The sequence below is a fragment of the Streptomyces sp. NPDC092296 genome (assembly GCF_044755465.1).
GTDB lineage: Bacteria > Actinomycetota > Actinomycetes > Streptomycetales > Streptomycetaceae > Peterkaempfera.
In genome coordinates, this window is record NZ_JBIVRB010000001.1 from 1,043,225 (window position 1) to 1,068,933 (window position 25,709).

Consider the following 25,709-nt stretch of genomic DNA (forward strand, 5'->3'; position numbering starts at 1 on the left):
TCCCACTTGACCAGCCCGGCACCTCCTCAGGGGCGCGGGGAACTGCGCGAGATCCCCGCACGGTCCGCACCCGATCCCACTTGACCAGCCCGGCACCTCCTCAGGGGCGCGGGGAACTGCGCGAGATCCCCGCACGGTCCGCACCCGATCCCACTTGACCAGCCCGGCACCCCCCACGCGATCAGCCCCCCACTCGCGCGGAGCGCCGCCGCCCCGGGACGCCCTCAGAACACCCGCGCAGCAGTCTGGAGCCGCTCCGGCGCCGCCCCCATCACCAGGGCCGTCACCGCGTGGTCCACGGTCGGCCCCAGATACCACTCGCCGCTGTGGTCCAGGCTGTGGACCCGACCCAGGGCGTCGATCACCAGCAGCGCCCGCCCGTCGTTCTCCTCGCCCAGCGGCGCCACCGGCGTGTCCAGCGCGCGGCCGAGGTCGGCGAGCGTACGGGGCTGGTGCAGGCCGCACATCGGGTCGATCCGGAAGGGCGTGCGGGCCTGCCGCTCACCCGCCCCGGCCAGGTCGATGGCGATGCCGCCGAACTCCGCCCACGCCTCCACGGCGGCGGGGAAGACGCTGTGGCGGTGCCCGTCGGGCGAGTCGTGCGCGGCGAGGGTGTCGGCCCAGGTCTCGGCCTCGCCGATCTGCCAGCGGCCGGGGTGCCAGCCGGCGTGCTTGAGGGCGGAGGCGACCTCGGCGGGGAAGCGGGCGTTCAGGGGTGGGCTCCTCGGTGCGGGGACAGGGTGCCATACAGCACGGTCGGGCAGGGCGGTCGGGCGCGGCAGCTCAGTCCGCCGTCGGCCCCACCGCGACGCTGCGCACGCCGAAGTGGGCGAGCATCGGTTCGCAGGAGCGGCAGGGCGGCTGGTGGGTACCGTGCGCCGGGTCGCCCTCCTCGCGAATCCGTACGGTCGTCAGCCGGGCACCCTTGAGCGCCTTGCGGGCCTCGGCCAGGCTGAGCGGCTTGCGGGCGGCGCGCCGCGAACGGTTGGCCTCCGCCGTGGCCAGGTACTGCGACAGCAGCATGGCCTCGGGGCAGCGCCCGGTGAACCGCTCCCGGTGCTCCAGCGGCAGCCCGGCCAGGAACCCGGCGACCAGCGGGTGCAGTTCCGGCAGCGGGTCGTTCTTGTAGCCGGGGTGGGTGTGCGTGCCACCCCGTACGGACAGCGCGGCGGCCACGGCGGGCAGCAGGCTGTCGCGGTGCTGGTGCAGCAGCGGCGCGGCGACGGGCGATACCGGACCGGCCGGGTGCGCGGGGGAGGCGTCGAGCAGCGGTGCGGCGGGTGCCGTTATTCGCTCTCGGACTGGCATCGTCTCTCCTCCCGTCACTCCGCCCGGCCGAGCGATGTCGGCGGACTCCAGGGGTCAGACTGCCAAATCCCGGTGGTGATCACGAATCCGGGGTGGGGGCGGCGCGGAGGTTCGCGGTGGTTGGCCCCGATTTTCCGGTGGCTGTGGCCCCCGGCGGCCCGCCGGGGGCGCACGCGGGGCGCATCGCCGTCGAACTCGTGCGCCGGGATTCGCCGGGTGCCGACGTCCCGGCGTACAAGGTCTACTCCGACGGCCAGCTCGTGGCGACCTCCATGGGCACCACCGTGGACGTCAGCTCGCTGCTGCCGAACACCTCCTACACCTTCACCGTGCAGGGGTACGACAGCAGCGGCCACGCCTCCGGCCAGTCCGCCGCCGTCACCGCCACCACGGCCGCCGCACCGGCGGCCAAGCCGGTCACCTCGGCGTACTTCGACCAGTGGGGCATCTACGAGAACGCGTACTTCCCCAAGCAGGTCGGCACCAGCGGCGCCGCCGCCAAGCTCGACGTGATCGAGTACGCCTTCGCCAACATCCACCCCACCTCGCACACCTGCTTCGAGTCGATCAAGGCGTCCGACGCGGCCAACGAGGACAACCCCGACGCCGGTGACGGCGCCGGGGACGCGTACGCCGACTACCAGGCCGACTACGCGGCGGGCGACAGCGTCGACGGCACCGCCGACACCTGGGAGCAGCCCCTCAAGGGCAACTTCAACCAGCTCCGCCAGCTGAAGGCCAAGTACCCCAACCTGCGGCTGACCATGTCGATCGGCGGCTGGACCTACTCCAAGTACTTCTCCGACGCGGTGGCCACCGACGCCTCCCGCAAGGCGCTGGTCTCGTCCTGCATCGACATGTTCCTCAAGGGCAACCTGCCGACCGGCGTGCTCGGTGACGCGGCGGGCGGCCCCGCCTCCGCCGCCGGGCTGTTCGACGGCATCGACATCGACTGGGAGTACCCCGGCTCGCCCGGCGGCCACACCGGCAACCACTACTCGGCCGCCGACAAGGCCGACTTCACCGCGCTGCTCAAGGAGTTCCGCACCCAGCTGGACGCGTACGGCGCCACCGTCGGCAAGCGGTTCCTGCTCACCGCCGCGCTGCCCAGCGGGCAGGACAAGATCGCGTACCTGGAGACCGACAAGATCGGCGCCTATCTGGACTACGCCGATGTGATGACGTACGACATGCACGGCGCCTGGGACGCCACGGCCCCACCAACCTCCAGGACCCGCTGCACGACAGCCCCGCCGACCCGACCACCCCGATCGCCCCCGGCACCGCCAGGTACAACCTCGACACCACCGTCGCCGCCTACACCACCGGACTGCCCGAGTACGGCATCCCCGGCGGCTTCCCGGCGTCCAAGCTGGTGCTCGGCATCCCGTTCTACTGGCGCGGCTGGACCGGCGTGCCGGCCGGCTCGAACTACGGCCTCTACCAGAGCGCCACCGGCCCCACCGCCGCCAAGCCGCTCAGCCAGGAGTCCGGCCTCGCCGCCTGGAAGGAGCTCAACCCGACGGCGGCCCAAACCCACTGGGACCCCGTCACCGAGAGCTCCTGGGTGTACGACGGCACCGACTTCTGGACCGGTGACACCCCGCAGGCCATCCAGGCGCGCGGCGCCTACGCCAAATCCAAGGGCCTGGCCGGCCTGTTCGCCTTCTCGCTGGAGAACGACGACAGCTCCGGCACCCTCCTCAACGCCATGACCAGCAGCCTCGGCTGACGACCGCCCCCCACCCCCGAACGGTGCGCGGCGGCCCCCGGCCCGCCGCGCACCGCCCGTCGTGTCGTCGCTGCGATCAACGCCGGGCCCGGTGCGTGCCGAGCGCCGCGGTGAGTTCCCGTACCCCCGGGGTGCGTGGATGGCGTTCACCGAGGTCTGAGGCCATGGCTCTGATCGCCGGGCGGTCGCGGACTTCGCTCGGAGCCTCGCGGTACGCGGAAAGCAGCGCGGACGCGGTCTGCTCCGGCTTGCCCCATTGCCACCAGGCGCGGGCGAGGTCGGTGTGCAGGCGTCCACGTCGTTCCGCCGTCGGGGGCACCCGCGAGGTGACGGTGGCGCTCACCCCCACCGCCCGCGAGCCGGCTGCCCGCCGAGCGCTCGCCTTCATGGCGGTCGCCCTCGCCCTCGTCGTGGCCCACACCGGCCCCCGCCGCCGTCGCTTCGCACGCATGGTCGCCCTCGCGCGACTCGCGCGGCAGCTGGGCCGCAGGCCGGTGGACGAGGGAACGGCGCTGTCGATGGTCCGGGCCGTCGATGCGGTCGGTCGGCTGGTCCCGCTCCGGGTGGCCTGCCTCGAACGAACGACCGCTGCCGTCACCGCCCTCGCCGCCTGCGGCTGGCGGGCACACTGGTGCCACGGCGTCGCACCGGACCCTGTCCGGCTGCATGCCTGGATGGAGACGGACACCGGTGCTCGCGTCGGTGAGCCCCCTGACGTCCGGGAGTACACCCGGACGCTGCGCATCGGCCGCGAACCCAGGAGTCAGGCATGGACAGTCCACAGCTGACCGCTCACGGCGGGGGGGTCGGGATCGGCCCGCTGCGGCGGGAGTTGGTGGAGACATACTGGCGGTGGGAGAGCGATCCTGTCGTCATGCGGGGTTACGGCCGGACCGAACCGGAGTCGCTGGCGGACCGGCAGGCCGGCCTTGAGGTGCAACTTCACGGCGACAACGCCCACTTCACGGTCTACGAGCTCACCGGAGCGCAGCCCCGGCCGGTCGGTATCGCCAGCCTGAGCATCGACCGGGCCGTGCGGGTGGCCGAGTTCTTCATCTGCCTCGGGAGCGAAGGACGCGGGCACGGGTACGCGGCGCCGGCCGTGCGACTGGTGCTGGAGTACGGGTTCGACCGGCTCGGCTTGCGTAATGTGCTGCTCAACGTGCTCGCTCCCAACTCTTCTGCTCTTCGCGCCTATGAGAACGCCGGGTTCCGAGTCGTCGGGCGACGGCGGGATTCCGGCTACTGGGACGGTGAGAGGTGCGACGAGATCGTGATGGACGCTGTCCCCGGGGATGTCACCGCCGGGGTGGCGGGGGGTTGTTCGCGGGCGTAGAGGTGGAGGAGGCGGGGGAGTTCGTAGAGGACGGCGTGGGCGGTGACCTCGCTGGTGGGGGAGGCGACCACGCAGGACTCGATCAGCGACTCCAGGGCTCGGCGGGTGCGGTGCGGGCCGAGGCGCAGGGCCGCGTCCGCCTCCGCCAGGGTGAACAGCGGGCCGGGCAGGGTGCCGAGGGTGCGCAGGGTGTCGCGGGCGGCCGTGGAGAGGTCCTGCCAGCAGCGGGCCAGGCAGGGGCGGACGGCGGTGTCCCCGGCGGACAGCTCGTCCAGGGCGGTCAGCGGGTCGGCCAGCCGGGCGGCGTACTCGTGCAGCGGCAGATGGCGCAGCACGGCCAGCTTGGTCCCGGCGACCCGGACCGCCAGCGGCAGCAGCCCGGCGGCGGCGACGATCCGCTCGGCGGCGGGCCGGTCCGCCGCCACCCGGGCCGGGCCGACGATCCGGCTCAGCAGCTCCAGCGCCTCACCGGGCGGGTACGGACCGACCTCGACCCGGTACGCCGACTCCAGCCCGGCCAGGCGGTGGGGGGAGGTGACCAGCACCTGGGCCGGGCCGGACGCGGGCAGCAGTGACCGGACACTCGCCTCGTCCGGGGCGTCGTCCAGCAGCAGCAGCACCCGGCGCCCCGCCAACCGGGCCCGCCACTCGGCGGCCGCCTCCGCCGGGTCGTCGCCCACCGCAGGGCGCGCGGGCAGCCCGGCGGCCCGGTACAGCTCGCGGAGCACCGCACCGGCCGGGCGCGGCCTGCCGTCGGCCTCCCGCAGCCGGACCAGCAGCCGGCCGTCGGGGAAGGCGTCCCGCAGCCGGTGCGCGACATGCAGCGCCAGCGCGCTCTTGCCCGCGCCCGACGGGCCGGTCAGCGCCACCGGCTGCTCCGCGCCCCGGCCGAGCACCCCCAGCAGCTCCCGCAGGTGCTCGGACCGGCCGGTGAAGTCCGCCAGGTCCCGGGGCAGCGCGGCGCCCGCCGGGTCGGCCCGGGGGAGTGCCGGCGACGCGGCCGCCCGCAGCACCGGCCGGTCCTCCAGCAGCGACCGGTAGCCGGCCTCCAGCGCGGGGCTCGGCCGCAGCCCCAGCTCCCGGGCCAGCAGCCTGCGGTACTCGTCGTAGACGGCCAGCGCCTCGCTGAGCCGCCCGCAGCGGTGCAGCGCGGTCATCTGGGAGACCCGCAGCCGCTCCCGGAACGGATGCTCGCGGACCAGCTCACCGACCGTCTCCGCGACGGCCGCCGGGTTGCCCAGGTCGAGTTCCGCCTCCGCCCAGTCCTCGTACACCGAGAGCCGGTGCAGCCCCAGCCGCTCCGCCTCGGCCCGGATGGCGTCCGGCCCGGCCAGGTCGGTGAGCAGCGGCCCGCGCCACAGGTCCAGCGCCTCGCGCAGCAGCCCGGCCGCGCCGCCCCGCCGGTCGCGGGCGGCCTGCCGCCCCGCCCGCGCCAGCTCGGCGAAGCGCAGCGCGTCGAGCTCCCCGGGGGCGACCCGCAGGCGGTAGCCGCCGTGCTCATGGTCCAGCCGGTCCCCGTACCCGGCCGTGGCCAGCAGCTTGCGCAGCGCCCAGACGTACACCTGGAGGTTCTTGCGGGCGGTGCGCGGCGGCCGGGCCGCCCACACCGCGTCCGCCAGCAGGTCCAGCGGGACGACGCTGTTGCCGTGGCACAGCAGCAGGCCGAGCACGGTCCGCTGCTTGTGCGGGCCGAGCGGCAGCGGGCGGCCGTCCGCCGACGCGGTGAGCGGTCCCAGGATGCCGAAGCGCAGGCCACCGGGCTGCTGCGGGTGGTCGGGTTCCATCGTCCTCTCCTCCCGGGCACGGGGAAATCGCCGACCCGGCCCGGCCCACCGGGCGGTCGGCAGCGGCGGGCGGCGGCCGCCCGCTTCATGGCGATGGCGAGGAGGACCGGGTGAGCGCGGTCCGGTCAGCGGTCGGGCGGCGGCGGCCTGCCTCCCCAACCGGTGTCGTCAGAGGAGCCCGCCGCCGGGCATGGCCGCACCTGGGGGTCGCGGACTCCCGCGAACTGTGCGGTCTGGGGGGATGCCACCCGCATATCGATGGTCTCCGTCGCCTCTCGCCAGTCCGTACGTCGGCTCCGGGGCGGCCCGCAGCACGGCCGCGGGTGTTCTTGACCGCTTCTCCACCCCTCGGTTACAAGACTGAGACATCACTGTCCGTACCGTCCAGATGACCCCCGTCGCACCATCGTGCAGCGCAACAAGCTGCACCTACCGACCTGCGAGGAGACCCCCGTTGACGAACAGTCGGTTATCAGATGCCCCCGAGGTGTTCGCCGCCCTCGGCCCGGATGAGGTCCAGGTGTACGCCTGGGCGGTGGAGCACGGCCGGCTGGCGGTCGGACCGGCGGCGGCCGGGCTGGACATGCGGCCGGAGCGGCTGCTCGCCGCCGTCGAGGCGCTGGCCCGGCTCGAACTGCTGCGCCCGGCCCGGCCCGATGAACCCGACGGCCGGCAGAGACCCGGTAGACCCGCGCCGGACGGCGAGTGGCTGGCCGCCAGTCCGGTGACCGCCACCGCCGGCGCGGCGCTCGCGGAGGCCAGGCTGCGCCGCGGCCTGGCCGACCTGCACCGGCTGCGGGACTCGCTGACCACGCTCGGCACCCTCTACACCGCCGCCGGGCACGACCCGGGCGCGGCCGGGCGGGCGCTGGCCGAGGTGGAGTCGCTGGAGACCGTACTGGCCCTGATCGAGGAGGCCAGCGAGCGGGCCGCCACCGAGGTGCTGACCTGCCAGCCCGGCGGCGGGCGCCCCGCGCACCTGCTGGAGCAGGCGTCCGAGCGCGACCTGCGGGCGGTGCGGCGCGGCGTACGGATGCGGGTGCTGTACCAGCACACGGCCCGCAGCCACGGCCCGACCAGGGCGTATGCGGACCGGATCACCGCCGCCGGAGCCGAGGTGCGCACCCTGGGCGAACTCTTCGGCCAGATGGTCGCCTTCGACCGCCGGGTCGTCTTCCTGCCGCTGCACCGCGATCCGGAGGGGGCCGTGGTGGTGCGCGACCCCTCGGTGGTGGGCTTCCTCTGCCGGGCCTTCGACCAGGTGTGGAGCCTGGCGTCGCCCTTCGTGCCCGACCAGCGCCGGGCCGTGGTGCTGGACGACCTCAAACGGTCGATCCTGCGGATGCTGGCGGAGGGGCTGCGCGACGAGACGATCGCCCGCCGGCTGGGCATGTCGCTGCGGACCTGCCGCAAGCACATCGCGGAGATGCTGGACCAGTTGGGCGCGGAGAGCCGCTTCCAGGCGGGCCACCTGGCCCACGCGGCCGGGCTGCTGAGCCCCGACGGGCCCCCGACCTGAGAGGGGGCCGGCCAGTCGGCGTACCGGTGGCGGGGCGTACCCGGCCCCGCACCGGTGGCGCCCGGACGCCCGCCGGTCAGCTGCCGTCGCGCAGGTCCTTGGGGGCCTCGGGCTGGAAGGAGATCCGGTCGAAGACCACCGTGCAGCCCTCGCCCAGCGGCGACTGGGCCATGAACCCGATCCGCACCCGGCCCGCCGCCTCCGGGCCCAGGGTGAAGTAGCGCAGCAGCCGCCACCGGTGGCCGTCGGCGGAGGTGTGGAAGGCGAAGGCGCCGCCGGTACGGGTGACGCGCAGCCAGGTCCGGTCGCCGGCCACCTCCAGCCCGCCCGCGTCGTCGGACGCGCCCCGGGTGACCACCGTCACCACGGACGGGCGGCCCGGCGGTGAGTACTCGAAGCAGAGCTTCGCCCAGAGCCGCTCGGCGGCGTGCAGCAGCAGCACCCCGGCGTCGTACCCGCTGCGGAAGTCCACCGTCACCCGGGCCGACAGCGTGAAGTCGCCGTCCGGCGGCAGCCCCACCAGCCGGGCCGCGTCCGGTAGTTGCTCACCGTCGCGGCCTAACGGGTCGGCGAACAGGTCGGTGCGCGGCGCCGCCGTCATGGTCAGTGTCCCGCCGTCGATGGCCCAGGAGCCGCCGGGCGGCCCCTCCTCGGCGAGAGCGATCAGCAGACCTTGGATGATGTGTCCCTCCGCAGTGGGTCCCCCGGCACCGGCCGCAGCGGCGCATCGGCGCCGCGCCCCATCCTGCTGGGCGGCGCCCCCCGTGCGCCAGAGGCATCCGTACACCGGGACCGCACCCCCGCCCCCGCGAGGGCGGCGCCCCGCCGTCCACCCCCTAGGCTGGGGTGCGAGAAGTCGGAGCTGAGCCAGTGGGGGCATCTCGATGACGACAGGTCGGCCCGGGGCACCCGCCGGACCCGGTTCGGCGCACGCGCCGAACGCCGCCTACGCGGGGCAGACGGTGCACTTCCCCGATCCGGTGCGCGCGGAGCGCCACCCCGCCGGGGTGCGGGTGGACGAGCAGGGCCACCCGGAGTTCGGCCCGTACGCGGCCGCCGCCGCCGAGATCGCGGACCCGCCCGACGGCTTCGGCGTGGACGAACTGCGGCTCACCGACTACGTCTCGGCCAACGCCGCCCTCTTCACCCAGGGCCATGAGCTCTGGGCCGACCTGGAGTGCGCCGTCGCCACCCCGCACGGCTGGACCTGGCACCACGCCGTCGGCGGCGCCCCGGCCGGGCGCCGCCGACTGGAGCTGGTCCCGGTGGAGGTCAAGGCGCTGCTGCGGCACCACGCCGGGCTGGCGCTGTCCTCCGCCGACCACGGCCGGCGCGGCACCCGGCCGCTCCAGGAGCACCGGCCGGTGCACTTCGCGCTCGCCGCGGACGGCGGCGACCCGGTGACCGTGACCGAGGACCAGCTCCAACGGGTCGAGGAGCGGCTCGGCTACCGGCTGCCCGGCGCCTACCGGGGCTTCCTCAAGCTCGCGGGCGGCCGCGCCCCGGTCGGCGCGGCCCTCGACACCGAACTGGGACTGCTGCTCGACCAGCCGTTCCTGGGCGTCCGGGACAGCTACCAGCTGGACGACCTGGTGTACGTCAACAAGTGCGTACGCGACCACCTCACCAAGGACTACCTGGCCGTCGCCTATGCGCAGGGCGGCCTGCTGGCGCTCAAGGTGCGCGGCGAGCGGACCGGCTCGGTGTGGTTCTGCCCGTACGACGACGCGCGCGACACGGGCGCCGAGGAGCCGCCCGCGCAGCGCTGCGAGCGGCTGCTGCTGCCCTGCGGGGACGACTTCGACGCGTTCCTGCTGCGGCTGGCCGGCAGCCCGCCGGAGCTGGAGACGGTGGCCGAGCTGATGGTGGACGGCGGGTTCGCCCGTGCCGTCCCGGTGAAGGGGCAGGGGTGATCGGGCCGTGGTGACGTACGCGCAGGCGCAGGAGACCGCCGAGGAGTGGGTCAACGGCGGCGTGCCGCCGTACCAGCGCCGTGAGGTGCGGGTGCGCGAGTTCGACCTGGGCTTCGTCTGCTGGTCGGCGGACCGGTCGGCCGGCCCGGCCGCGCCCCGGGCGGGCGAGGACGGCGGCGCGGTGCGGCTGGTCATCGCCCGCGACAGCGGGGCGACCACGCTCTGGCCGGCGCTGCCGGTCAACGAGGTGGTGCGCCGGTACGAGGAGACGTACGGCCGCCCGGTGGGCGCCACCCCGCCGGGGACCCCGGCGCCGCCCGAGCGCAACTCCGCCGAGGCGACGTCGTTCCTGCTCAGCCCGCCGCAGTGGCTCCAGGAGGCGGGCGCGGCCGCGCTGGCCGCCGAGGCCGCCGAGCTGGGGGCGCCGGAACCGGCCCCGCCGGTGCCCGCGCCCCCGCCTGCGGTGCTGGTCGCGCCGCCGGTGCCGGACGGGCCGGGTGACGTACCGACCATGCTCTCGCCGCCGGACCGCACCCCGCCGCCGCCCGCCCCGGGCCCGGCTGCGCCTCCGCCGCCGCCGTTCGCCGGGCCGCCGACGCCGCCGCCCGGTCGGCCGGAGCCGTCGGCCGCGCCGTTCCCGGGCTCGCCGCCTCCGCCGCCGTTCGCGGATGGTCCGTCAGGTTCACCTTCGACGCCCCCGTTCGCCGGTCCGCCGACGCCTCCGCCGCCGCTCGGAAGTGACCCGTTCGCGGCCGGGCCGCCGACGCCTCCGCCGCCGCCGTTCGCGGATGGCCCGTCAGGCCCCCCGCCGCCGCCCCCGTTCGCCGGGCCCCCGACCCCGCCGCCGTTCGCCGGGGCCGGTCCGCAGGGCCCGCCGCCGCCGATCGACCACGCCCCGACCATGCTCGCCTCCCCGGAGAGCCTCGGCATGCCCGGCGGCGGCCCCGGCGCCGGTCCGGGCACCCCGCCGCCGCCCCCGCCCGCCGGTCCCGGGCGCGGTGCCGGTGCGCCGCCGCCCCCGCCGCCGCCCGGTGTGCTGGGCGGTCCGCACGGCGGCCCGGCGGCCGGTGGACGCGGCGCGGGCAGCACCCCGCCGCCCCCGCCGCCGCCCGGCCTGCGCGCCGACGACCCCCACGCCGACCACGGCTCGCGTACGCCCGGCCCCCCGCCGCCGCCCCCGGCGGACCTCGGCTACGCCCCCACCCAGCTCTCCCCGGTGATCGGCCCCGGCACGGGCACCCCGCCGCCGCCCCCGCCCGGCAGGCCCGGCCCGCGCCCCGGCGTTCCGGCGGGTGCGCCGCCGCCCCCGCCGGGCATGCAGGCGGTCCCGCTGCCGCCGCCCCCGGGCGTACCGGTCGGCTACGGCTACCCGGCACCGCCCCCGCCGCCGCCCGCCAACCAGCCAGGCCCCGCCAACCAGCCCGGCCCCGCCAACCAGCCCGGCCCCGGCGGTCCGGCGCCGTTCCCGCCCGGCCCGCCGCCGGGCCCCGCCGCGCCCGCTGCCGTCCCCGGCGTGCCCACCGTCGGCCCCGGCTACCTGGCCGTGCTCAGCTACCGGGGCCCCGACGGCTCCGAGCAGAAGGTGATGCAGCGCAGCGAGCCCGGCACCCCGCACCCGGAGTGGAAGATCCTCCAGGAGCTGCGCCGCCTCAATGTGCCGCCGGACCAGGTGCTGGAGCTGCACACCGAGTTGGAGTGCTGCGACCTGCCGGCCGGCTACTGCGCCCGGATGGTCAAGGAGGCGTGGCCCAACGTACGGATCAGCCACACCGCCGCGTACGGCCGCGACCACGCCGCCCGCCAGGCGGGCATGGGCCATCTGCTGGAGCACCTGGACGAGTTGCACGCGCTGGCCTCCGGCCCGGCGCGCCCCAAGCCGTCCCGGGTGCCGCTGCCCGACCCGGGCGCCGTGCCCCGGCTGCCGCCGCCGGCGCCGCAGCAGCTCGCGGGCGAGCTCGCGCAGGCGTTCGGCCCGGCGGTCTTCCGGTACGAGCAGCGGGCCGTCTCCCGGCAGGGCGTGCCCGAGGCGGTGGCGCAGACGCTGACCTGGGCCGGGCTGCCGGTGGAGTTCGGACCGTTCTTCTGGGCGCTGGCCCAGCCGGGCCGGCCGATCCCGACGCTGGCCGAGCTGGCGGCCGAGCGTGGCCGCCCGGCCGCGCCGGACGCGGGCGGCTATCTGGTGCTGGGCAATGACTACGGCCGCCAGCTGTGCGTGCAGTACGGCACCGCCGCGGTGGTCGCCGTCGATCTGGAGGGCGGCCCGGAGCAGGCCCAGCCGCGGTTTGTGAACTCCGGGGTGCCGGAGTTCGTCCGCTGCCTGGCGCTGCTCGGCCGGATGTGGCGGCTGCGGTACGGGCTGACGCCCGAGCAGGCGGGCCGCTGGACCACCGACTTCCAGGCTCAGCTGGCGGCCATCGACCCGGCCGCCCTCCAGACGCCGGACACCTGGTGGGCGGTGATCCTGGAGCAGTTCTGGGACGGCCTGCTCTAGCGGTGCCGTACCAGCCCGAGGGGCGTCCCGGATCTTCCCGGGGCGCCCCTCGCGCGTACCGCGTCCGCCCCGCCGGCGCCTCCCGGCTGGCGCATCCGGGTGACGGCAGCCCGGTGCGGCGGCGGATCTCACGCGGCGCCTCGGGGATTGAGCCGATCGAAGAAGGTAGGTTGGTGGTCAAATCGGACCAAATGTGATCGATATTGTGCTCGGTCACGGGCGACGAAGGAGAGCAGCACCGATGAGCGACGCCGTCTCTGCCTACGACTTCACCACCGCTCGGCGTGGCTACGCTCCGGAGCAGGTCGAGCGTGCGGTCACGGCGCTGGTCGCGCAGCGGGACGACGCCTGGGAGCGGCTCAGCCTGCTCGGCGCCGAGATTCGCGAGCTGGAGACCGGGCTCGCCACCGCGCTCCAGGCCGCCGAGGACGCCCCACCGCCCGACTTCGGCCTGCTCGGCGAGCGCGCCGCCGGGCTGCTCGCCATGGCCGAGGCGGAGGCCGCCGCCGTCCGCGAGGAGGCCGCCCGCACCGCCGGGCAGCTGCGGAAGCTGGCGCTGGACGACGCCAAGCGGCAGACCGACAGCGCGGACAGCGCCGCCAAGGCCGCCCGCAGCTCGGCGGACGAGGAGGCCGAGCAGACCCTCGCCCAGGCCCGCGCCCGCGCCGCCGAACTGCTGGAGGCGGCCGAGCGGGAGAGCCGGGAGACCCGGGAGACCGCCGAGCGCGAAGCCGCCGAGCGGCGCGAACTGGCCGAGCAGCAGCGCCGTGAGTCCGAGGCGGAACTGGCTGCCCGGCTCCGCCAGGCGGTCGAGGAAGCCGCCACCGACAACGCCCGCGAGCAGGAGATCGAGGACCGGATCGCCGCCGTGGGCGAGCGGCGGGACCGCGAGTCCGCCCAGCACCGGAACGCGGTGGGGGCCAGGGTCCAGGAGCTCGACGCCGAGGCCCGCACCCGCGCCGAACGCCTGCTGGACCGGGCCCGCGCCGAGGCGGAGCGGATCGCGGCCGGGGCCGAGCGGGAGCAGCGGGCGTACGAGGAGCGGCGGGAGCAGGTCCAGCTGCACCTGGGCCACATCCGGCAGACCCTGGCCACCCTCACCGGCATGGCCGCCACCCCCTCGGTCCCGGCCCCCGCCACCGAGCCCGACTCCGAGACCGCCGAGATCCCCCTTCCCCCGGCCCAGCGCACCGGCCCCACCGGCGAAGACCACCGCCCCGCCTGACCGGGCCCCCACCCAGCCGCGCTCTCCCCCGCACACTCCGGCCCCCACGCGGCCGGGACGTACGGCCCACCGCTCGTCGATGCCGTACCCGTCGGCCCGGTGGCCGACCTCGGCGGCAGCGACAGCCCGGCATGCCCCTGGCCCGCGATCAGCACGTTCAACCTGCCCGCGCATCGTGCCCGCGCAACGTGCCCGCGCCCCCTGCACCGCCCCTCACGGCGGAGCCCGTCCCCGGACCGGCTGCGCGGCACGGCGTACGGAGAGCGGTGCGGTCCGGCGTGGCCGTCTGCCGGTACGCGGCAGGCCGCGCCCCCTCCCTGTCCGCACCGGCCGGTACGGACAGGGAGGGAGGCTGCCCCACCCGGCAGCCAAGCGCAGGCCGCCCGTCCTCATCGGACGGCCGCCCGGCCACCGCCTTCCCCCCACGGTCGGCGGCGGCACGTCCACCATGCTTGCCGCCCGGTGTGGACGGCCGGTGACAGCCATGTGTCAGCTCCATGGCACCCGTACGACGCCCACCCCACACCCCACCCGGCCGCCCACCCGCCGCCCGTCCCGCCCCCGCCGACCCCGTCGCACGGCGGCCCGCCGGGGGCGGGCGTAGGCTTGAACCCCCGGCCCGCAGCGCGTGCCGGGCGGTTCGCGTTGCGCCTCGCGCCCGCCCCCTCAGCAGACCACCACCCCCACCCAGACCGACCGGAAGTACGGGACAAGAAGACTCCATGACCCTGACCGGACTGCTCGACGTCGTCGCACGGGACGCCGCCCTCGCCGAGGCCGTCGAGGCCGCCGCCACGGGGAACCGCCGGCACCTCGACCTGGTGGGCCCGCCCGCCGCCAGGCCCTTCGCGATCGCCGCCCTGGCCCGCTCGCTGGCCGGGAGAGCGGTGGGGGAGCGCGGCCGGCCGGTGCTCGCCGTCACCGCCACCGGCCGCGAGGCCGAGGACCTCGCCGCCGCGCTGCGCTCGCTGCTGCCGCCGGACGCGGTGGCCGAGTTCCCGGCCTGGGAGACGCTGCCGCACGAGCGGCTCTCCCCCCGCTCGGACACCGTCGGCCGCCGCCTCGCGGTGCTCCGCCGCATCGTCCACCCCCGCGCCGACGACCCGGCCGCCGGGCCGGTGCAGGTCGTGGTGGCCCCGGTGCGCTCCGTACTGCAACCGCAGGTCAAGGGGCTGGCCGACCTGGAGTCGGTCTTTCTGCGGCGCGGCGAGCAGCATGACCTGGACGAGGTGGCCCACCGGCTGGCCGCCGCCGCGTACCAGCGGGTGGAGCTGGTCGAGAAGCGCGGCGAGTTCGCGGTGCGCGGCGGCATCCTGGACGTCTTCCCGCCCACCGAGGAGCACCCGCTGCGGGTGGAATTCTGGGGCGACGACGTCGAGGAGATCCGGTACTTCAAAGTCGCGGACCAGCGGTCGCTGGAGGTGGCCGAGCACGGCCTCTGGGCGCCGCCCTGCCGGGAGCTGCTGCTCACCGACGCCGTCCGGGCCCGCGCCGCCGAGCTGGCCGCCGCCCACCCGGAGCTGGCGGAGATCCTGGACAAGATCGCCGAGGGCATCGCGGTGGAGGGCATGGAGTCCCTGGCCCCGGTGCTGGTCGACGACATGGAACTGCTGCTGGACGTACTGCCGCACGGCAGCGTCGCGGTGGTCTGCGACCCGGAGCGGGTCCGCACCCGGGCCGCCGACCTGGTCGCCACCAGCCAGGAGTTCCTGCACGCCTCCTGGGTGGCGGCGGCCTCCGGCGGCGACCGCCCGATCGACCTGGCGCCGATCGACGTCTCCGCCGCCTCGCTCTGGTCGCTGGCCGACATCCGGGAGCACGCGGACGAGATCGGGTTGCCCTGGTGGTCGGTCAGCCCGTTCGCCACCAGCGACTCCGCCGAGTCCTTCGAGACCCGGCTCGACTTCGACCCGGACACCCTCACCCTGGGGATGCACGCCGTGGAGGCGTACCGGGGCGACACCGCCCGCGCCATCGCGGACGCCAAGGAGCGGCTGGCCGACGGCTGGCGGGTGGTCATGGTCACCGAGGGTCACGGCCCGGCCAGCCGGATCGCGGAGATGCTCGGCAACGAGGGCATCGCCGCCCGGCTGGTCGCTGACCTGGCCACCGCCCCGGAACCGGGCCTGGTCCATGTCTCCTGCGGCTCCATCGAACACGGCCTGGTCGACGAGGAGCTGAAGCTCACCGTCGTCACCGAGACCGACCTCGCCGGGCAGAAGTCCTCCACCAAGGACATGCGCCGGATGCCGTCGCGCCGCCGCAACGCCATCGACCCGCTGGCCCTCCAGGCCGGCAACTTCGTGGTCCACGAGCAGCACGGCGTCGGCCGCTATGTCGAGATGGTGCAGCGCACCGTGCAGGGCGCCACCCGCGAGTACCTGGTGCTGGAGTACGCCCCCGCCAAGCGCGGGCTGCCCGGCGACCGGCTGTTCGTCCCCACCGACCAGCTGGACCAGGTCACCAAGTACGTCGGCGGCGAGGCGCCCTCGCTGCACCGGATCGGCGGCGCCGACTGGGCCAAGACCAAGTCGCGGGCCAAGAAGGCGGTCCGGGAGATCGCCAGCGACCTGATCAAGCTCTACTCGGCGCGGATGGCCGCCCCCGGGCACAGCTTCGGCGCCGACACCCCCTGGCAGCGGGAGCTGGAGGACGCCTTCCCGTACGCCGAGACCCCGGACCAGCTCACCACCATCGCCGAGGTCAAGGGCGACATGGAGAAGTCGGTGCCGATGGACCGGCTGATCTGCGGCGACGTCGGCTACGGCAAGACCGAGATCGCGGTGCGGGCCGCCTTCAAGGCGGTGCAGGACGGCAAGCAGGTGGCGGTGCTGGTGCCCACCACGCTGCTGGTCCAGCAGCACTTCTCCACCTTCTCCGAGCGGTACGCCAACTTCCCGGTGACGGTGAAGGCGCTCTCCCGCTTCCAGACCGACACCGAGGCCAAGGCGGTGCTGGAGGGCCTGCGCGAGGGCTCGGTGGACATCGTCATCGGCACCCACCGGCTGTTCTCCTCCGAGACCAGGTTCAAGGACCTGGGCCTGGTGATCGTGGACGAGGAGCAGCGGTTCGGCGTCGAGCACAAGGAGCAGCTGAAGAAGCTGCGGGCCAACGTGGACGTGCTCACCATGTCCGCCACCCCCATCCCGCGCACCCTGGAGATGGCGGTCACCGGCATCCGCGAGATGTCCACCATCACCACCCCGCCGGAGGAGCGCCACCCGGTGCTGACCTTCGTCGGCCCGTACGACGACAAGCAGATCGCCGCCGCCGTCCGCCGCGAACTGCTGCGCGAGGGCCAGGTCTTCTACATCCACAACCGCGTGGAGTCCATCGACAAGGCGGCGGCCCGGCTGAAGGACCTGATCCCGGAGGCGCGGATCGCCACCGCGCACGGGCAGATGGGCGAGACGGCGCTGGAGAAGGTCGTGGTGGACTTCTGGGAGAAGGAGTTCGACGTGCTGGTCTCCACCACCATCGTGGAGTCCGGCATCGACATCTCCAACGCCAACACCCTGATCGTGGAGCGCGGCGACACCTTCGGCCTCTCCCAGCTGCACCAGCTGCGGGGCAGGGTCGGCCGGGGGCGCGAGCGCGGCTACGCGTACTTCCTGTACCCGCCGGAGAAGCCGCTCACCGAGACCGCCCACGAGCGGCTGGCCACCATCGCCCAGCACACCGAGATGGGCGCCGGCATGTACGTGGCCATGAAGGACCTGGAGATCCGCGGCGCCGGCAACCTGCTGGGCGGCGAGCAGTCCGGCCATATCGCGGGCGTCGGCTTCGACCTCTACATGCGGATGGTCGGGGAGGCCGTCGCCGAGTTCCGCGACCAGCTGGGCGGGGCCGGCGAGCCGGAGGAGGAGCCGCTGGAGGTCAAGATCGAGCTGCCGGTGGACGCCCACGTACCGCACGACTACGCCCCCGGCGAGCGGCTGCGCCTCCAGGCGTACCGCTCCATCGCGGCGGTCAACTCGGAGGACGACATCGTCCAGGTCCGCGAGGAGCTCACCGACCGCTACGGCAAGCTGCCCGAACCGGTGGAGAACCTGCTGCTGGTCGCCGGGCTGCGGCTGTTCGCCCGCCGCTGCGGGATCAGCGACATCACCCTCCAGGGCGCCAACATCCGCTTCGGCCCGGTGGAGCTGCGCGAGTCCCAGCAGCTGCGGCTGAACCGCCTCTACCCGCGCAGCCTGGTCAAGGGCACCACCCGCCAGCTGCTCGTCCCCCGGCCCACCACCGCCCGCATCGGCGGCAAGCCGGTCGTCGGCCGCGAACTCCTCGCCTGGTGCCGCGACTTCCTCACCGCCATGTTCGACGAACTCCCCGCCCCCCGCTGACCCCGCCCCCGGGCCCCCGCACCAGCCGGTGCGGGGGCCGAAGCGGGCATCGGCACCGCAGTCGAAGGCCCTCGGGCCAGGGCCGGCGGTCGTCAGTACCACCTGGTGCAGGCCGTGCCGCCGGACACGCTGACACAGGCGCGGACCTGCTTGGTCGTGGGGGTGTGGTACATCCCGCTCCAGGTGGAGACATTGGCCCCGTCGATACTCGTCCACCCCGAGGCTCCGAGGCTCGTCGCGCCCAGGTTGGTGGTCACGGCACCCGAGGCCCGGTCCTTTCGCTCCACGTAGACCTTGCCCTTGCGCGGATCGCCGCCGTTGACAGCCGGAATGGGGCGCTGCTGCGGATTCATCATGTACGCCGATGCCGGATGCCGCGCCCGCACCGCGCCTCCTGTCGGTGCCGGGTCAGCCGGCAGCGCGGCCCCGGCAGCGGCCGGGCGAGCGGAGCGACCCGGAGTCGGCCGCCCGCTCGCGGCCGGTCTGATGGCCGGTCTGATGGCCGGGCTGATGGTCCGTCTGATGGTCGCGGCGGGTTCGGCGGCGCGGGACTTCTCTACGCTGCTGGCATGACGCTCACCACACCCCCGACCTCCGGCGGCCGGGCCGAGGCCCCCGCCCTTGCCGCCCGCGCCGCCTCGGTCGGTGCCTCCCCGGTGCGGGAGATACTCGCGCTGACCGCCCGTCCCGAGGTCATCTCCTTCGCCGGCGGGCTGCCCGCCCCGGAGCTGTTCGACGCCGAGCGGATCAGCGCCGCGTTCGCCACCGTGCTGGCGGAGTCGCCCGAGCGGGTGCTCCAGTACTCGACCACCGAGGGCGATCCGGAGCTGCGCCGCGCGGTGGCGGCCCGGCTCACCGGGCGCGGGCTGCCCACCGGGGCGGACGACCTGCTGGTGACCGGGGGTTCGCAGCAGGCGCTGTCGCTGCTGGCCACGGCCCTGCTGGGGCCGGGTGATGTCGTCCTGGTCGAGGACCCGACCTATCTGGCGGCCCTGCAGAGCTTCGGCTTCGCCGGGGCGCGGGTGCTGCCGGTGCCGTCCGACGCCGAGGGGATCGACCCGGCCGCGCTGGAGGAGCTGGTGCTCCGGGAGCGGCCCAAGCTGCTCTATCTGATCCCCACCTTCCAGAACCCGACCGGCCGCACCCTGTCCGCCGAGCGCCGCCGGGCCGTCGCCGAGGTCGCCGGGCGGCACGGGCTCTGGCTGGTCGAGGACGACCCGTACGGCGACCTGCGGTTCAGCGGCGAGCCGGTGCCCTGGGTGGCCTCGTACGAGGCGGCGGCCGACCGCACGGTCCTGCTGGGCAGCTTCTCCAAGATCATGGCGCCGGGCATGCGGCTGGGCTGGCTGCGCGCCCCCGCCGTACTGCGGCGCGCCTGCACCATCGCCAAGCAGGCCGCCGACCTGCACACCTCCACCGTCGACCAGGCCGCCGCCGCCCGGTATCTGACCGACAACGACCTGGAGGTGCACCTGAACCGGGTGCGGGCCGCCTACCGCGAGCGCCGCGACGCACTCGACGACGGCCTGGCCGACGCGCTCCCGGCGGGCAGCAGCTGGAACCGGCCGGACGGCGGCATGTTCCTCTGGGTCAGCCTGCCCGCCGGCTACGACGCCACCGCGCTGCTCCAGCGGGCCATCACCCACAATGTGGCGTACGTCCCGGGCACGCCCTTCTTCGCCGGACCGCCGGACCCGACCACGCTGCGGATGTCGTTCACCACCCACACCCCGGACGAGATCCGCGAGGGCCTGCACCGCCTCGCCCAGGCGGTGGCCGCCCACGGCTGAGCGGCCCGGCCAGGGGGTCAGCCCTCGCCCGCGAAGATCCGCAGGGTGCTCTCCAGCTGCTCGAAGCTCTCGTCCACCGTACGGATGCGCTTGTACGCCAGCGCGGTGATCAGGTTGGCGGCGAAGTCCCCGAACGCCACCACCACGTCGAAGAAGTTCTCCTGGTCCGCGATCCAGATCTCCGCCAGGAGCTCATGGGCGGCGCGCTCACCGGGCACCAGGAAGGACCGCAGGACCGGGGGCAGCTGCGACAGCGTCCGCTCACCGGGCGGCAGCGTGGCCGCGAAGGCGTCCAGGAAGTGCGCCGCGCCCTGGTCCTGCGCATCCGCCCAGGTCTCGGTGAGGACGGCGGCCGCAATGGCGGTGCCGACCGCCAGGAAGACGATCCCGTCGGTGCCGCCGTCCCGCATGTCGCCGCGCAGCACCTCGCTGACGACCCGGCAGGCGGGGGAGTCCATCCGCCGTACGGCGGCGCGAGAGGCGGGCTCCAGCGACGCGCGGATCAGGTCGACGACGGCGGCTTCGGTGGTCGGCATGTGCGTTATCCTGCCCCGCCCGGCGGCCGGGCGGGGGCGAATCCGCCGATGGGCGGCGACCGTCCCGCCCCGGCCGCCGTCACCGGCGGCCGGCGGAGGTCAGTACGCTCGGGGCGTGCTCATCGGCCTTCTGGCGGCGCTGGCCGCCGCGCTCTGCTTCGGCGTGGCGACCGTGCTCCAGGCGCTCGGCGCCCGTACCTCGGACGCCCGTACCTCGGACGCCCGCGCCTCCGGCCCGCCCGCCGCCGGGGGCGTGGCCGGCACCGTCCGGTCGATGGCGAACCTCCCCTTCGTCGCCGGGCTCGGGCTGGACGGCCTCGGCTTCGTCGCCCAGCTGGTGGCGCTGCGCTCGCTGCCGCTGTACGTGGTGCAGGCGGCGCTGGCCGGGGCGCTCGCCGTCACGGCCGTCACCGGGGCGCTGCTGCTGCGGATGCGGCTCGGCCGCGCGGAGTGGCTGGGCATCGCCGGGGTGTGCGGCGGGCTGGCGCTGCTCGGCGCCACGGCCGGGGAGGAGGGGCACCGGCAGCCGGGCACGGCGTTCCACTGGGCGCTGCTCGCCGCCGCCGTCGCGCTGGGGCTGCTCGGCGCGGCCGCCTGGCGGCTGCGCGAGCCGGTCCGGGCGGCGGCGCTGGGCCTGCTGTGCGGCTTCGGGTTCGGCGTGGTCGGGCTGGCCGTCCGGGTGCTGCCCGCCGTGGACCTGCCGGATGTGCTGCCGCTGCTGCGCGACCCCGCCCTGTATGCGCTGGTCGGCGGCGGGGCGCTGGCCTTCCTGCTGCTCACCGAGGCGGTGCGCGGCGGCTCGGTGACCACGGCCACCGCCGGGATGGTGCTCGGCGAGACCGGCGTGCCCGCGCTGCTGGGAGTGCTGCTGCTCGGTGACGGCACCCGCCCCGGGCTGGTCCCGCTGGCGGTGGCGGGCTTCGCCCTGGCCGTGGCGGGGGCGCTGGCGCTGGCCCGCTTCGGCGAGGTCGACGCCGCCGGGCCGTCCGGCGGGACCGGTGAGGCGGACTAGCGGGGACTAGCGGACGTTCCACTGGCCGGTCTGGTCGGCGAAGCCGCTGTCCAGGCCGAACTGGACCGTGTCGAGCTTGGCGGCCTTGGGGACCTGGAAGGTGATGAAGCCCTTGGCGGTGCCGCCGGGGGCGATGGTGACGTCGGCGGGGAAGGCCGGGCCGGCGTCGGTGTCCGAGTAGTCGGCGTCGAAGCCCTGACCCTCGGTGTCGACCACCTTGGCGCCGTTCGACGGTGAGTCCTGGTACGCCTTGCTGCCGGTGTTCTTGATCCGGAACTGCACGGCGACGAACCGCTTCCCCTTGTCCGGCTCGGTGTACTCGTCGGCGCCCTTGGCCTTGTCGACCACCTTGAGCACGGTGACGTCGGCCCGGGTGTCCATGCCCTTGAGCGCGATGGTGTCCCCGACCTTGGCTGGCGCCTTCTTCTCGGGCGCGCCCTGCTCGCCGGCCCCGCCGGACTCGTCAGTGCCGGACTTGCCGGCCGTGGACCCGCCGGTCGTGGATTTGGCGGCGGTGGCGACCGAGTCGTCGGTGCCCGAGGTGCAGGCGGTGGCGCCGAGGGCGACCAGCGAGGCGGTGAGCAGTACGGCTGCGGTGCGGGCGGTGCGAAGCATGGGTGGACCCCCGAGTTCGTGGGATGTATTCGAGCGTTGAGTCAATGACAGCAGAGGCTGTGAACTCTGTCAACGCCATGCGGGATTGGCAGGGTGTTCACGTGATCTCGGCTTGGCTTCGGCTCGGCCCGAGCGCGGACCGCTGTCGGTCCGGAGCGGTACGGTGACGAAGGCAACTGCCCCGCCACCCAGCCCCGCCCGTCCCGCCCAGGAGCAGCCATGCAAGGCCGCCAGCCCGGCAGCCCCGCCTCGTCCTTCGCCGCCCCGAAGCCGTCGCGGCCGGTGGTGAAGGTGCTCTGGGCCCTGGTGCCGGTGGTCACCTTCACGCTGCTGGCCTTCGCCCCCGCCACCTATCTCGCCGCACGGCGCAGGCGCCCGGCGGACTGGCTGGGCGTGGCCTTCTTCGCCGTCAACACGGCGGCCTTCTGCCTGGGCATGGTGTTCGCCGCCGACCCCGGCCAGCCGTACACCTCCGGTGATGTCATCGGCATCACCGCGATGTGCATCGGCTTCGTCGTCGCCCCGGTGCACTTCCTGGTGATGGACCGGAAGGCGGTGTGGGAGCGCTTCGCCGCAGCCCAGGGCTTCGCCGGCGCCCCGGGTTTCGCCGCGCCCCCGGCGGCCCACCCGGCGCAGCCCGGCTACGGCTGGCCGCCGCAGCCGCCGCCCACGTCGTACACGCCCACCCTCTACCAGCCGCAGCCCCAGCCCGGGTACGCCGCGCCCGCGCCCGCCCCCGAGGACGCCGCCCGCGCCGAGCTGCGTCAGCTGGGCGAGCTGCTGCGCCGCCAGGCCGCCGACGGCGGCAACCCCGACGCCTGGCGGGACGGCGGCCGGTGACCGCTCGCGAGCGGCTGGTCGGCGGCCGGTACCGGCTCGCGGAGAAGATCGGCCACGGCGGCATGGGCCAGGTCTGGTCGGCGTACGACCAGCAGCTCGACCGCCGGGTCGCGGTCAAACTGCTCCGTACCGACCTCGCCCTCACGGCCGGCGGCTCCGAGACCGCCCGCACCGAGCTGCGCCGCCGCTTCCGCCGCGAGTGCCGGGTGACGGCGGGCTTCGACCACCCGGGGCTGGTCACCGTGTACGACGCCGGGGAGGACGGCGACGACCTCTACCGGGTGATGCAGCGCGTCCCCGGGCTGAGCCTGGCGGACCTGATCGCCGAGGAGGGCCCGCTGCCGGTCGCGGGCGCCGCCGCGGTGGCCGCCCAGATCTGCGCCGCCCTGGCCGCCGTGCACGCCGTACCGGTGGTGCACCGGGACCTCAAGCCCAGCAATGTGATGGTGCGGGACGACGGCCGGGTGGTGGTGCTCGACCTGGGCATCGCCGCCGTGCTCGAACCGGACGCGACCAGGATCACCCGCACCGGCGGCATGATCGGCAGCCCGCCCTACATGGCGCCCGAACAGGCGCTCTCCAGCACCGTGGACCCGCGCAGCGACCTGTACGCGCTGGGCTGCATGCTGCACGAGATGCTGTCCGGCGAGGCGCCGTTCCACGCCCCCACCGCGCTCGGGGTGCTGCGGCGGCACGCCGACGACCCGCCGGTGCCGCTGCGCGAGCTGCGGCCGGAGGTGCCCGCCGAGCTGGAGACGCTGGTGCTGCGCCTGCTGGCCAAGCAGCCCCGGGACCGGCCCGCCGACGCCCAGGAGGTGTACCGGCTGCTGCTGCCGCTGCTGCCCGCCGCCTCATCCGACCCGGCGGCCGCGCTGCGGCCGTACGGGGCGCTGCCCGACCCGGCCAGGCCGTACCGCCATCCGTTCGCCCCGCAGCCGGGGGCGCGTACCGCCGGGGCGCACGCCGGGCCGCACCTGTCTGCGCCGTACCCGCCCGCTGTCGCGCCGGTGTCGGCCGCCGTCCCGCCGCAGCCGGTCGGCGCCCCGGACCTGGCGGCCGTCTGCCTGCGGGTGCCCGAACTGCTGGACGCGGGCCGACTCAGTGAGGTCATCGACCTGGCCGCCCAGGTGCTGCCCGCCGCAGGCGCGCAGCACGGCGAGCACGCCCCCCTGGTGCTCACCCTGCGCCGGTTGTACGCCCGCACGCTGCTGGTGGAGCGCCGCTACCGCACGGCGCTGCCCGAATGGCGGCTGCTGGCCGGGGTGGCCGCCGCCGAGCGCGGCCCGGCGGACGCGGAGGCGCTGGAGTGCCGCAGGCAGGCCGCGGGCTGCCTGGAGGAGCTGGGGGAGGGGGCCGCCGCGCTGGCCGAGTACCGGGCGCTGCTGCCGCTGTACCAGGCCCGGCTGGAGCGCGGCGCCGACCCCGGGCCGGCGGGGGCGGCGGCCCTGGCCGCCGACTGGGACCGGGCCTGCGAGCTGCGCGAGCGGATCGGGCGGCTGCTCGCGGCCGACGGTGACACCGAGGGCGCCCGGGACACGCTGCTGCGGCTGCTGCTGGACAAGGAGCGCGGTCTCGGTACGCACCACCCGGACGTGGTACGGCTGCGGCAGGACCTTGACTGGCTGCGCCGCGACCGGGGCCCCGACCCGGCGCCGCGCCACGATCCGCGCGGCGGGTCCTGGCCGGCCGTCCCGCCGGGGTCGGGGTCGCTGCCGGGGTCGCTGCCGGGGCCGGTGCCGGGGCCGGTGCCGGGCAATCCGTACGCCGCGCAGCCCCGGCCGTGGTGAGGCGGCCCGGCTGAAGGGGCCCGCCGCCGGGCGCGGGGGGTTCGCCTGCGGCGGCGGGCCGGGTAGGGTCCGCAGCCCAACGCCTGCCACGGACCCGGGCTCCGCAGAGTCGGGTGTCACGTACGGTCACCCGGACGCCCTCCGACGCTACCCTGCGTGTCCGGGTGTCGCCAGGGGACGGGACCAAGTGGGGGTCAAGTGGGAGCGCCTTCTTTTCGTCTTATCGACATAATTGTCGCCCCCGCTACATGAATTAACCCGCCGCGATCAGGTGAATGCATGGCTGCCAGGCCCTTGACGTCCCTATCCTGCCTCCCGGCAGCATTCGCACAGGACGTACCGCAGCACACCGCGCAGCCCCTGCGCGGCAGGACACACAGCACGCCACCGCCGGGAGGCTCCGTGATCCGCACCTCCGTCCCCGACCGCCCCGCAGCTCCCCGACGGCGGCGGGCCACCGCCGCCGCCGGGGTGCTGCTCGCCACCGTGGTGCTCAGCGCCTGCGGCGCCGCCCCGCACCCGGGTGCGGCCGCCGTGGTCGGCGATCACCGGATCACCACCTCCGCCGTGCAGGCGCGGGTGACGTCGTTCCGCGACGCCGTCGCCGACGCCAGCAAGGGCGCCGCCCAGCCGGAGAACGGCGGCCTGGCCCGCAACACCGTCCGCGAGATGGTCCTCGCGGACCTGGTCGCCCAGTCGCTGCGCGAGCACGGCCTCACCGTCAGCGACTCCGAGATCCAGCAGGCCCACGCCGCCGACGCCGCCCAGCTGGGCGGCGAGGAGGGGCTGAAGCAGGCCCTGATCCAGCAGAAGGGCATCGGCCCGGACGGCGTCGACGACTTCTACCGGCGGATGATCGGCATGCAGAAGCTGGCCGCCGCCTCCGGAGTCGACCCCAACACCGAGCAGGGCACCGAGGCGCTGCGCAAGACGCTGGCCGACACCGCAGGCAAGCTCAAGGTGGAGCTCAACCCGCGCTACGGCACCTGGGACCCGAAGGAGATCAGCTTCGGGGACGGCGCCGAGGCGTGGCTGCACAGCCCGGTCAAGCAGGACACCGTCTCCTCCTGACCGGCCGCCGCACCCGCCGGGCCGTACGCGCCGGGGCTGGACCGCCCCGGTGTGCACGGCCCGGCCCCGGGTAGGCGTCGGCCATGTCGATGGAAGCAGTAGTCGTCAGCAACGTGACGCCGGTCGTCATCGTGATCGTCGTGATCGGTGTGCTGATCGTTGTTGCCCTGATCGCCGCCTTCATCGCCGGCGACCGCCGCAAGCGGGAGGAGCCGCCGCCGCCGGTCACGCACCGGCCGGGCAGCGAGTCCTGGGAGACGCGTGGGCAGCATGAGCAGCGGCAGGCCGAGGGCCGGACCGACGCACCCGACCACGACCACGAGCATGACCACGAGCACGACCGCGACCGCGACCACGGCGCCCACCGGCCCCGGCAGTCGGACGGCCCGCCGAACTGACCGCCGCCGCGA

21 protein-coding genes and 1 pseudogene are annotated in these 25,709 nt (G+C 75.3%); 15 read left to right on the plus strand and 7 right to left on the minus strand.

Annotation, left to right across the window (positions count from 1 at the left end; translation table 11 throughout):
* Window positions 1–224: 224 nt before the first annotated feature.
* Window positions 225–782, minus strand: a complete 558-nt coding sequence (locus ACIQGZ_RS04855; RefSeq protein WP_402599985.1) for an SUKH-3 domain-containing protein — start codon at window positions 780–782, stop codon at window positions 225–227.
* A gap of 1 nt (window position 783) precedes the next feature.
* The gene (locus ACIQGZ_RS04860; RefSeq protein ID WP_402599386.1) at window positions 784–1,308 is read right to left on the minus strand and encodes a YwqJ-related putative deaminase; all 525 of its coding nucleotides are present in this window, start codon (window positions 1,306–1,308) and stop codon (window positions 784–786) included.
* A 272-nt stretch (window positions 1,309–1,580) separates the two neighbouring features.
* Here ACIQGZ_RS04860 and ACIQGZ_RS04865 point away from each other — a divergent pair.
* The 4 genes and pseudogenes from ACIQGZ_RS04865 to ACIQGZ_RS04880 form a co-directional block, all read left to right on the plus strand.
* A pseudogene (locus ACIQGZ_RS04865) lies at window positions 1,581–2,453 on the plus strand (glycoside hydrolase family 18 protein); the annotation flags it as partial.
* A 125-nt stretch (window positions 2,454–2,578) separates the two neighbouring features.
* A complete protein-coding gene (locus ACIQGZ_RS04870; RefSeq protein ID WP_402599986.1) occupies window positions 2,579–3,040 on the plus strand; it encodes a glycosyl hydrolase family 18 protein in 462 nt (153 codons plus the stop codon).
* 332 nt (window positions 3,041–3,372) lie between these two features.
* A complete protein-coding gene (locus ACIQGZ_RS04875) occupies window positions 3,373–3,828 on the plus strand; it encodes a lasso peptide biosynthesis B2 protein (protein WP_402599387.1) in 456 nt (151 codons plus the stop codon).
* A complete protein-coding gene (locus ACIQGZ_RS04880; protein ID WP_402599389.1) occupies window positions 3,810–4,376 on the plus strand; it encodes a GNAT family N-acetyltransferase in 567 nt (188 codons plus the stop codon). Before ACIQGZ_RS04875 ends, ACIQGZ_RS04880 begins: the two co-directional genes overlap by 19 nt.
* Here ACIQGZ_RS04880 and ACIQGZ_RS04885 read toward each other — a convergent pair.
* Entirely contained in the window at window positions 4,283–6,160 is a 1,878-nt protein-coding gene (locus ACIQGZ_RS04885; RefSeq protein ID WP_402599390.1) for a BTAD domain-containing putative transcriptional regulator, read from the minus strand. The genes ACIQGZ_RS04880 and ACIQGZ_RS04885 overlap by 94 nt on opposite strands.
* Window positions 6,161–6,614: 454 nt before the next feature.
* Here ACIQGZ_RS04885 and ACIQGZ_RS04890 point away from each other — a divergent pair, with 454 nt between their 5' ends.
* The gene (locus ACIQGZ_RS04890; RefSeq protein ID WP_402599391.1) at window positions 6,615–7,679 is read left to right on the plus strand and encodes a LuxR C-terminal-related transcriptional regulator; all 1,065 of its coding nucleotides are present in this window, start codon (window positions 6,615–6,617) and stop codon (window positions 7,677–7,679) included.
* Window positions 7,680–7,755: 76 nt separating this feature from the next.
* On the opposite strand, the gene ACIQGZ_RS04895 is transcribed toward ACIQGZ_RS04890, so the two are convergent.
* Entirely contained in the window at window positions 7,756–8,361 is a 606-nt protein-coding gene (locus ACIQGZ_RS04895) for a DUF1349 domain-containing protein (RefSeq protein WP_402599987.1), read from the minus strand.
* Between the two features lie 202 nt (window positions 8,362–8,563).
* On the opposite strand from ACIQGZ_RS04895, the gene ACIQGZ_RS04900 reads away from it, so the two are divergent.
* The 4 genes from ACIQGZ_RS04900 to mfd all read left to right on the plus strand — a co-directional run bounded on the left by ACIQGZ_RS04900 (window position 8,564) and on the right by mfd (window position 17,648).
* Window positions 8,564–9,592, plus strand: a complete 1,029-nt coding sequence (locus tag ACIQGZ_RS04900; RefSeq protein ID WP_402599392.1) for an SMI1/KNR4 family protein — start codon at window positions 8,564–8,566, stop codon at window positions 9,590–9,592.
* 7 nt (window positions 9,593–9,599) lie between these two features.
* Window positions 9,600–12,083: an SUKH-4 family immunity protein gene (locus ACIQGZ_RS04905; RefSeq protein ID WP_402599393.1), complete on the plus strand. Its 2,484-nt coding sequence runs from the start codon at window positions 9,600–9,602 to the stop codon at window positions 12,081–12,083.
* 241 nt (window positions 12,084–12,324) lie between these two features.
* The gene (locus ACIQGZ_RS04910; protein ID WP_402599394.1) at window positions 12,325–13,308 is read left to right on the plus strand and encodes a hypothetical protein; all 984 of its coding nucleotides are present in this window, start codon (window positions 12,325–12,327) and stop codon (window positions 13,306–13,308) included.
* Between the two features lie 722 nt (window positions 13,309–14,030).
* Window positions 14,031–17,648, plus strand: a complete 3,618-nt coding sequence (gene mfd, locus ACIQGZ_RS04915; protein WP_402599395.1) for a transcription-repair coupling factor — start codon at window positions 14,031–14,033, stop codon at window positions 17,646–17,648.
* A gap of 92 nt (window positions 17,649–17,740) precedes the next feature.
* Here the strand turns inward: mfd and ACIQGZ_RS04920 are convergent, their stop codons facing one another.
* A complete protein-coding gene (locus ACIQGZ_RS04920; RefSeq protein ID WP_402599397.1) occupies window positions 17,741–18,004 on the minus strand; it encodes a hypothetical protein in 264 nt (87 codons plus the stop codon).
* Window positions 18,005–18,217: 213 nt separating this feature from the next.
* On the opposite strand from ACIQGZ_RS04920, the gene ACIQGZ_RS04925 reads away from it, so the two are divergent.
* Window positions 18,218–19,438, plus strand: a complete 1,221-nt coding sequence (locus ACIQGZ_RS04925; RefSeq protein WP_402599399.1) for a PLP-dependent aminotransferase family protein — start codon at window positions 18,218–18,220, stop codon at window positions 19,436–19,438.
* A 17-nt stretch (window positions 19,439–19,455) separates the two neighbouring features.
* On the opposite strand, the gene ACIQGZ_RS04930 is transcribed toward ACIQGZ_RS04925, so the two are convergent.
* The gene (locus ACIQGZ_RS04930; RefSeq protein WP_402599400.1) at window positions 19,456–19,974 is read right to left on the minus strand and encodes a hypothetical protein; all 519 of its coding nucleotides are present in this window, start codon (window positions 19,972–19,974) and stop codon (window positions 19,456–19,458) included.
* Between the two features lie 115 nt (window positions 19,975–20,089).
* Here ACIQGZ_RS04930 and ACIQGZ_RS04935 point away from each other — a divergent pair, with 115 nt between their 5' ends.
* Window positions 20,090–20,986, plus strand: coding sequence for a hypothetical protein (locus ACIQGZ_RS04935; RefSeq protein WP_402599402.1), 897 nt, complete (start codon window positions 20,090–20,092; stop codon window positions 20,984–20,986).
* Between the two features lie 6 nt (window positions 20,987–20,992).
* Here ACIQGZ_RS04935 and ACIQGZ_RS04940 read toward each other — a convergent pair whose 3' ends face one another.
* Complete coding sequence (locus tag ACIQGZ_RS04940; RefSeq protein ID WP_402599404.1) at window positions 20,993–21,601, minus strand: DUF4352 domain-containing protein; 609 nt, start codon at window positions 21,599–21,601, stop codon at window positions 20,993–20,995.
* Window positions 21,602–21,820: 219 nt separating this feature from the next.
* Here ACIQGZ_RS04940 and ACIQGZ_RS04945 point away from each other — a divergent pair, with 219 nt between their 5' ends.
* The 4 genes from ACIQGZ_RS04945 (at window position 21,821) to ACIQGZ_RS04960 (ending at window position 25,697) form a co-directional block, all read left to right on the plus strand.
* Entirely contained in the window at window positions 21,821–22,441 is a 621-nt protein-coding gene (locus tag ACIQGZ_RS04945) for a hypothetical protein (protein WP_402599406.1), read from the plus strand.
* On the plus strand, window positions 22,438–24,228 hold the full coding sequence (locus tag ACIQGZ_RS04950; RefSeq protein WP_402599408.1) for a serine/threonine-protein kinase: 1,791 nt from the start codon (window positions 22,438–22,440) through the stop codon (window positions 24,226–24,228). Before ACIQGZ_RS04945 ends, ACIQGZ_RS04950 begins: the two co-directional genes overlap by 4 nt.
* Window positions 24,229–24,630: 402 nt before the next feature.
* Window positions 24,631–25,299, plus strand: coding sequence for a SurA N-terminal domain-containing protein (locus tag ACIQGZ_RS04955; protein ID WP_402599409.1), 669 nt, complete (start codon window positions 24,631–24,633; stop codon window positions 25,297–25,299).
* A gap of 83 nt (window positions 25,300–25,382) precedes the next feature.
* Window positions 25,383–25,697: a DUF6479 family protein gene (locus tag ACIQGZ_RS04960; RefSeq protein ID WP_402599410.1), complete on the plus strand. Its 315-nt coding sequence runs from the start codon at window positions 25,383–25,385 to the stop codon at window positions 25,695–25,697.
* Window positions 25,698–25,709: the final 12 nt, after the last annotated feature.

Coding starts and splice junctions, on each gene's coding strand:
- ACIQGZ_RS04880 (WP_402599389.1), top strand. CDS start 3,810: ATGGACAGTCCACAGCTGACCGCTCACGGCGGGGGGGTCGGGATCGGC.
- ACIQGZ_RS04930 (WP_402599400.1), bottom strand. CDS start 19,974: ATGCCGACCACCGAAGCCGCCGTCGTCGACCTGATCCGCGCGTCGCTG.
- ACIQGZ_RS04940 (WP_402599404.1), bottom strand. CDS start 21,601: ATGCTTCGCACCGCCCGCACCGCAGCCGTACTGCTCACCGCCTCGCTG.
- mfd (WP_402599395.1), top strand. CDS start 14,031: ATGACCCTGACCGGACTGCTCGACGTCGTCGCACGGGACGCCGCCCTC.
- ACIQGZ_RS04960 (WP_402599410.1), top strand. CDS start 25,383: ATGTCGATGGAAGCAGTAGTCGTCAGCAACGTGACGCCGGTCGTCATC.
- ACIQGZ_RS04900 (WP_402599392.1), top strand. CDS start 8,564: ATGACGACAGGTCGGCCCGGGGCACCCGCCGGACCCGGTTCGGCGCAC.
- ACIQGZ_RS04925 (WP_402599399.1), top strand. CDS start 18,218: ATGACGCTCACCACACCCCCGACCTCCGGCGGCCGGGCCGAGGCCCCC.
- ACIQGZ_RS04885 (WP_402599390.1), bottom strand. CDS start 6,160: ATGGAACCCGACCACCCGCAGCAGCCCGGTGGCCTGCGCTTCGGCATC.
- ACIQGZ_RS04860 (WP_402599386.1), bottom strand. CDS start 1,308: ATGCCAGTCCGAGAGCGAATAACGGCACCCGCCGCACCGCTGCTCGAC.
- ACIQGZ_RS04945 (WP_402599406.1), top strand. CDS start 21,821: ATGCAAGGCCGCCAGCCCGGCAGCCCCGCCTCGTCCTTCGCCGCCCCG.
- ACIQGZ_RS04910 (WP_402599394.1), top strand. CDS start 12,325: ATGAGCGACGCCGTCTCTGCCTACGACTTCACCACCGCTCGGCGTGGC.
- ACIQGZ_RS04920 (WP_402599397.1), bottom strand. CDS start 18,004: ATGATGAATCCGCAGCAGCGCCCCATTCCGGCTGTCAACGGCGGCGAT.